The following is a 738-nucleotide window of genomic DNA, read 5'->3' on the forward strand; positions in this document are numbered from 1 at the left end:
AGGTGGTGCTGGGCCTGCCCGTGCCGGCCCGCGACCGGGACGTGGCGCTACTGGCCGCCGGCACCGCCTCGAACGTCCTCCCGCTGCGCATCGCCGTCCACCCGCACCGGCCGGCCCGCGAACTGGTGCGCGCGGTGGCGGACGAGATGACGGCCGTCCACCCGCACCGACGCCACCGGTACGAGGACCAGCTCGCCGACCTCGGCCTGACCGGCTCGGGCGGCTCGTTGTACGGCCTGGCCGCGAACGTCCTGCCGTTCAGCTACGGCCGTGACTTCGCGGGCCGCCCGGCGGCGATGCGCAACGTCGCCATCGGGCCCGTCCAGGACCTGTCCGTCACCGTGTACCCGGACGACGGGCACGGGGGTCTGCGCGTCGACCTGGACGCCGACCCCGGCCGGTACACCCCCACCGAGGCGGCCGCCGAAGCCCGCCGTTACGTCCGGCTGCTGCACCGGCTGACCACCGGCCAGGACGGCGCCCTCCGTGACTGCGACGCCCTTTCCGCCGCCGAGCGCCGCCGCTCGGCGCCCAGCCCCGCCGCCCACCGGCTCCGTACCGCCGCACCGGCCCCCGGCCCCATCACACTCCCGGACCTCTTCGCCCGTTCCGCCTCCCGCTTCCCCGACGCCGTCGCCGTCCAGGACGCCGCCACCGCCCTCACCTACCGCGAACTCTCCGCGCGCGCCCACCGCCTGGCCCGGGCCCTGGTCCGGCGCGGTGCGGGACCCGGCCGCA

Annotated in this window: 1 protein-coding gene; it reads left to right on the top strand. The window is 77.5% G+C overall.

Annotation, left to right across the window (positions count from 1 at the left end; all coding sequences use genetic code 11):
- Positions 1-738: AMP-binding protein (locus ACYVE9_RS29430; protein ID WP_461030925.1), on the top strand; the 738-nt coding region annotated here is incomplete at both ends.

Source organism: Streptomyces sparsus (assembly GCF_054776295.1).